Annotated in this window: 7 protein-coding genes; 4 read left to right on the top strand and 3 right to left on the bottom strand. The window is 69.4% G+C overall.

Annotation, left to right across the window (positions count from 1 at the left end):
• Nucleotides 1-550: GntR family transcriptional regulator (locus E1218_RS34780; RefSeq protein ID WP_132327288.1), on the top strand; the 550-nt coding region annotated here is incomplete at its 5' end.
• Complete coding sequence (locus tag E1218_RS34775; protein ID WP_132327287.1) at nucleotides 547-1,863, top strand: MFS transporter; 1,317 nt, start codon at nucleotides 547-549, stop codon at nucleotides 1,861-1,863. The genes E1218_RS34780 and E1218_RS34775, both read left to right, overlap by 4 nt.
• A gap of 137 nt (nucleotides 1,864-2,000) precedes the next feature.
• On the opposite strand, the gene E1218_RS34770 is transcribed toward E1218_RS34775, so the two are convergent.
• A complete protein-coding gene (locus E1218_RS34770) occupies nucleotides 2,001-3,350 on the bottom strand; it encodes a serine hydrolase domain-containing protein (protein ID WP_132327286.1) in 1,350 nt (449 codons plus the stop codon).
• 84 nt (nucleotides 3,351-3,434) lie between these two features.
• Between E1218_RS34770 and E1218_RS36435 the strand changes: the two genes are divergently transcribed.
• Entirely contained in the window at nucleotides 3,435-3,581 is a 147-nt protein-coding gene (locus tag E1218_RS36435; protein ID WP_165949557.1) for a hypothetical protein, read from the top strand.
• Here the strand turns inward: E1218_RS36435 and E1218_RS34765 are convergent.
• Nucleotides 3,568-4,194 carry a TetR/AcrR family transcriptional regulator gene (locus E1218_RS34765; RefSeq protein WP_132327285.1) on the bottom strand — a complete coding sequence of 209 codons (627 nt, stop codon included), beginning with the start codon at nucleotides 4,192-4,194 and terminating at the stop codon, nucleotides 3,568-3,570. The genes E1218_RS36435 and E1218_RS34765 overlap by 14 nt on opposite strands.
• Nucleotides 4,195-4,293: 99 nt before the next feature.
• Nucleotides 4,294-4,827: a DinB family protein gene (locus E1218_RS34760; RefSeq protein ID WP_132327284.1), complete on the bottom strand. Its 534-nt coding sequence runs from the start codon at nucleotides 4,825-4,827 to the stop codon at nucleotides 4,294-4,296.
• A 223-nt stretch (nucleotides 4,828-5,050) separates the two neighbouring features.
• Here E1218_RS34760 and E1218_RS34755 point away from each other — a divergent pair.
• The coding region (locus tag E1218_RS34755; RefSeq protein WP_132327283.1) for a DUF433 domain-containing protein at nucleotides 5,051-5,680 on the top strand (630 nt) is incomplete at its 3' end.

Here is a 5,680-nt window from a genome sequence, read left to right as displayed (position 1 = left end):
CACCGAGGGTGAGCTGGCCACCGCCGTCGGCGTGTCCCGGACGCCGGTGCGCGAGGCGCTGCTCCGGTTGGAGGAGTCCGGGCTGGTCAAGCTGTACCCGAAGAGGGGCGCGCTCGTCCTGCCGGTGCTGCCGCAGGAGATCGACGACGTCCTCGAGGCCCGCGAGCTGATCGAGACGCACGCGGCCGCGAAGGTCTGGCCCCGGCGGACGCAGTTGGTCGAGTCGCTGACCCGGCGCGTCGAGGAGATGCGCCAGCACCGCCGGGCCGGTGACGCGAAGAGCTTCCTCGAGGCCGACCGGGCCTTCCACGAGGCCATCGTCGGTGCCGCCGGCAACGAGATACTGGCCAAGCTCTACAACAGCCTGCGCGACCGCCAGGTCCGGATGGGCGTACCCGGGATCGAGATGCAGCCCGCCCGGATGGACAAGTCGATCACCGCGCACCAGGAACTGATCGACGCGCTCGACGGAGACAGCGTCGAGCGCTTCCGCGAACTGGTCGTCACGCACATCAACGAGGCCGCGACGGATCTGCGGAGCACGCGTTGAGCGAACTCCTCTTCCCCCTGGGCGGACGTCGGGCCTGGGCGGTGTGGGCCACTGCTGTCCTCACCTACCTGGTGACCGTGCTGCACCGCGGCTCGATGAGCGTCGCCGGTCTGCAGGCCGCCGAGCGCTTCGACATCTCCGCATCCGCGCTGGCCAGCTTCACCGTCGTCCAGCTGACCGTGTACGCCGCCATGCAGGTGCCCGTCGGTGTCCTGCTGGACCGTTACGGCTCGAAGCGGCTACTGATCGCTGCTTCGGTCCTGCTGTTCGCGGCGCAGTCCGCGTTCAGCCTGGTCGACTCCTACCCGGCTGCACTCGCCGCACGCGCCGTACTGGGCGTCGGTGACGCACTGGTGTTCATCAGCGTGCTGCGGGTCGTCATGTCCTGGTTTCCCGCGTTGAGGCAGCCGGTGATGTCGCAGGCCACCGGAATGCTCGGTGGTGTCGGTGCGATCGTGTCGACCGTCCCGATGGCGGCCGCGTTCCACGCGTTCGGCTGGACGAGCACGTTCGCCGCTGCCGGCGTCCTGAGCCTGCTGACCGGTCTCGCCGTACTGTTCCTGATCAAGGACACTCCGTACGACGAGCCGCTCCGGCGGACCAAGCAGTCGCTGACCGAAGTACGGGGCAACCTGCGCCGGGCCTGGAAGGAGCCGGGCACGCGGCTCGGACTGTGGACGCACTTCACCACCAGTTTCTCCGGCGGAACGTTCGGGCTGCTGTGGGGCTACCCGTTCCTCGTGCAGGGCCAGGGGCTCGCTCCGACCACGGCTGCCGCGATGCTCATCCTTCCTGTGCTGGCGAGCCTGTTCTACGGTCCTCTGGTCGGCCGGTACGCCGCGCGGTTCCCGTTCTACCGGTCCTGGATCGTGCTGGCCGTGATCGGCGGTTCGGTGGTCATGTGGACCGTCGTACTGCTGTGGCCGGGCCGGGCGCCGATGCCGGTGCTGCTGATGCTGATCGTCGTCCAGGCGGCCGGTGGGCCGGGGTCGATGCTCGGGCTGGACTACGCCCGGACGTTCAACCCGGCGACCCGGTTCGGTGCGGCCAACGGGATGGTCAACACCGGCGGGTTCATCGCGATGCTGATCTGTATCGGCATGGTCGGCATCCTGCTGGACGTGTCGTCGGGCGGTGCGCCGCAGACCATCGACGACTTCAAGTTCGCGCTCGCGTTCCAGTACGTGTTGTGGGCGATCGGCACCCGGCAGATCCTCAAGTACCGCCGGAAGGCCCGCGGCAACCTGGCGCGCTACAACCCCGAGGCCTACCAGGCGCTGCTGGCCAACCAGGTCGTCCCCCTCAAGGGCTGAGACAGCGGGCTGACAGCGGAGTGCCGAGACGGTGCCAGGACGCCTCGGCACGGTGATCCCAGTAGATCCAGCACGCCGGCCTCGGTCGGGGGAGCCTGGGAGGAACCGATGACGCAACGACTTCTGCGTCGTCGGACTCAGCGCAGATGCTGGCCGAACGCCAGCGGCTCACGCGTGCACAGGTAGGTTGCCCAGTGCAACTTCACCGGGATGCCCTCGGCGTCCCGGGAGATCCGGAGCAGCTCGCCGGTCTCGCGGCCGGAGACGGTCCGGTAGACGTCGTCGGAGACCCGGTCGAAGACGGCGGGGGCGAGGTGCTCGGCGGCGGCCGGCGACTTCGCCTGCAACTGCCCACCCCTGACCGAGAACACGAACGGCGTGCCCTCGGAGAACCAGGTGCCGAGCACACCCCGCAGGTCGGCGGGGATCGTCGTCCCGGGGACCCAGGGCTCCGGTGGCAGCGGGTCGTCCTCGAGCACCCTGATGATCAGGTCGGTCGCCAGCGCGCTCGGCGCCGGCGCGGACGTCGAGCTCTGCAGCGCGATCCCCGCCGTCCCGGAAGGCCGGTGGACGAACGTCGACGTGATGTGCCCGGGCATGCCGCCGTCGTGGCCGACGAAGACCCGGTCGCCGCGCCGCAGCAGCATGAAGCCGAGGCCGAAGGCGAGTTGCCAGCGGTCCGTGTCGGCCATGATCTGGACCTGGCACATCTCGTCCAGGGTGTCCTTGGACAGCACCTCGTCGACCGGGTCGGCGATGAACATCGCCCACCGGGCCAGGTCCTCCGCCGTACTCGCGAGACCGCCGCAGGCATCCATCGAGCCGATGTCGAGCAACGGCTCCTTCACCGGTACGTCGGAGAACGGCGGCACGTAGTACCCGGTGGCGGCCGGTCCGCCGTCCATCCCGACGGTCGTCCGGCGCATCTCCAGCGGATCCAGGACGCGGGCCTTGATCGCGTCGTACCAGGACCGTCCGTCGAGCCGGGCGACGATCTCGCCGAGCATCGAGAACACCAGGTTCGAGTAGTGGAACCGGTGGTGCGGCTTGCCGACCCGCTCCGCCTCGTTCCACCCGGTCACCAGCTCGGCGCGGTCCGGGAACCGCATCACGTCCCAGACGTCGCCGACCGGCTCGCGCTGCATGCCGCTGGCGTGGCTGAGCATCTGCCGGACGGTGACACCGTCGTGCTTGGTCTCCGGAATCAGCCTTTCGACGGTGTCGTCGAGGCTGAGCTTGCCCTCGTCGCGCAGCGCCATGATCGCGACCGCGGTCAGCATCTTGCTCTGGGAGGCGATCAGGAACTGCGAGTCCGCGGTCGGCGGCGTCCCGGGAGCGTCCAGATCGGCGGAGCCGGCTGCGGTCGACCAGGCCAGCGAGCCGGCGCGGGCGACGGCGCCCACCACTGCGGGAACGCGGCCCTTGGTCTGACGTTCGGCGACCAGGCGGGTGAGCGCGAGCTGTGTCTGCGCGGCGATAGCTGTCACGACTGCCGACCTTAAATGAACCCCGTGACAAAAGGCAGGGGGTCGGACGGACCGATGTGCGAGGCTGGACGGGTGCGCACAGCGGTGCTTGGGCCTCTCGCGATGTGGGCGGCCGAAGGGACTCCGCTGGACGGCCGGCTCGACGAAGCCCAGGAGCGAGCCGAGCGCGCGTGCTCGTTGCTCGACCTCGAGGCCGTCGCCGAAGTGCGCAAGCGGTTCAGCTCGTCATGAGCTGGACAGCCAACTCTCGCAACGCCGACTGCACCGTCTGCTCCGGCGGCTGCGGATCGGCCAGCATCCAGTCGTAGACGACCGTGTTCACCGCACCGAAGAAGCACAGCCCGAGGAACCGGAAGTCCTTGTTCTTGATCTCGCCGCGCCCGACCGCGGTGTCGCCGAGGTCCTGCACACTCTGGATCAGCAACTCCCGGAACGCGATCCGCTGCTCCTCGACCGCCGGACTGGTCCCGACCACTTCGACGAACGAGATCCTGGCCAGCCGCAGGTCCGCCATGATCGTCCGCAGGTAGCTGTCGACCGCCGCCTCGATCCGCTCCCGCACCGGCCGGCCGCCCGTCCGGCGCAACGCGTCGCCGGTCCTCCGGACCGCCAGCTCGATCACCTGCGCGTGCACCGCGAGCAGCACGGCTTCCTTGTTCTGGAACTCGTGGTAGAAGTGCCGGGTGGACACTTTCGCCTGTGTGCACAGGCGTTCCACGGACGTCGCCGGGTACCCCTCGGTCCCGAACAACTCCAGTGCGGCGGCCAGCAACCGCTCGCGTCGCGCTGCCTTCCACTCCTCGACTGACCGCCCGGAATAACGGCGTACGGAGGGTTCCCTCATCACACCTCTTGTCGCTACCCCGTGCCAGATGCCGGACATCCTATCCACCGCTCGGCGCACTGTCGCCAGGTGCGCGAAGCACTTGGCGACAGCCCCGGCTCAGGCCGTGGTTTCGGTCAGCCTGGTGTAGCCGGTGGTGCCGTCCAGCAACTCCCGGAGGATGTCGAGATGGCCGACGTGGCGCGCGGTCTCCTCGATCATGTGGCACAGCACGTACCGCAGCGAGGCCGCCTTGTCCGCGGGTTGCCCGCGCTCGACGGTCTCCAGCGGCAGCCCGGCGATCGCCTCGTTCGAGCAGGCGCACTCGGCGTCGTACTCGTCGAGGAGTCGGCCGAGCGGTACGTCGTCGACGAACATCTCGGCATCGGGATGGCCGTCCTCGGTCCACGGGGTCTGGCCGGTGTCCGGAACGCCGAGCAGATTGAGGTGGAACCACGAGTACTCCACCCAGCGCAGGTGCGCCACCAGGCCTGCCACCGTGGTGAGCGGTGAGGTCGGGAGAAGCTTGCGGTGGGCATCTTCTTCGGACAGTCCGTCGCACTTCATCCGGACGAAGGAACGTTGCAGGTCGAGCCATCCGGTCAGCTGGGTGCGCTCGTCGGCGGTCAGCGGCGGACGGTGTACTTCGGTCATTCGCTAGCTCCTGTTGGTTGGAGCCACCCGTCCTCAGCCGCGGGGACGGCGGGCGGGCGGCACGACGGCCGGACACGACATCGCGCTCACCTCCTCTCCGCCTGGTGGAAGCACCCTATCCGTGCGGCTTGCCTGACCGGAACCGAGTTTCTGGCACTCTTGGTCGGGACAGCACTCGCACGCGCTGTCGCGACAGCGCCCGCACCGCGCGATGAGGTGAGACGTGGATCCACGGTTCGACCTGCCGCTGTACACCCGCGCCGATCTCGCCCTTCACCTCGGCCTGCCCGCCACCACGCTGGGCGACTGGCTCCGCTCGGGTGCCCTCGAGTCCGTCGGCGGCGGCCGCGGCGAGCCGGCCATCACCTTCGCCGGCCTGGTCGAGACGCACATGCTCCGCCACCTCCGCCAGTCCGGCCTGTCGCTCCAGGCCATCGGCGAGGCGGCGGTGGCCCTGAGATCCCGGGCCGGCCGCCGCTACCCGCTCGCCTGGTCCGGCCTCGCCCACGACGGCCGCGACCTCCTCGTCGAGATCGCCGCCGAAGGCCGCGAACAAGGATGGGAACGCATCCGCGACGCCCAGGGAGGCCTCCCCGGCGTCCTCCGCCGAGGTTCAGCCGCCATCACCTGGTCCGACGACGGCTACGCCGCCGCCCTCCGCCTGGTCATCTACCACGACATCGACGTAGTGGTGGATCCCACCCGCTCCGCCGGCCAGCCCCTCGTCGCCGACTCCGACGTCCGAGTGGACGAGGTCATCGACCAACTCCGCGCCGGCGCGTCGTACCGATCCCTGAGGTCCAAGTACGCCTTGGAGGACTTCGAGCTAGAAGCCCTGATCCGCCCCCACCTC

It is taken from the genome of Kribbella turkmenica, assembly GCF_004348725.1.
Taxonomy (GTDB): domain Bacteria; phylum Actinomycetota; class Actinomycetes; order Propionibacteriales; family Kribbellaceae; genus Kribbella; species Kribbella turkmenica.
This window is presented reverse-complemented; position numbering and strand designations above follow the sequence as displayed.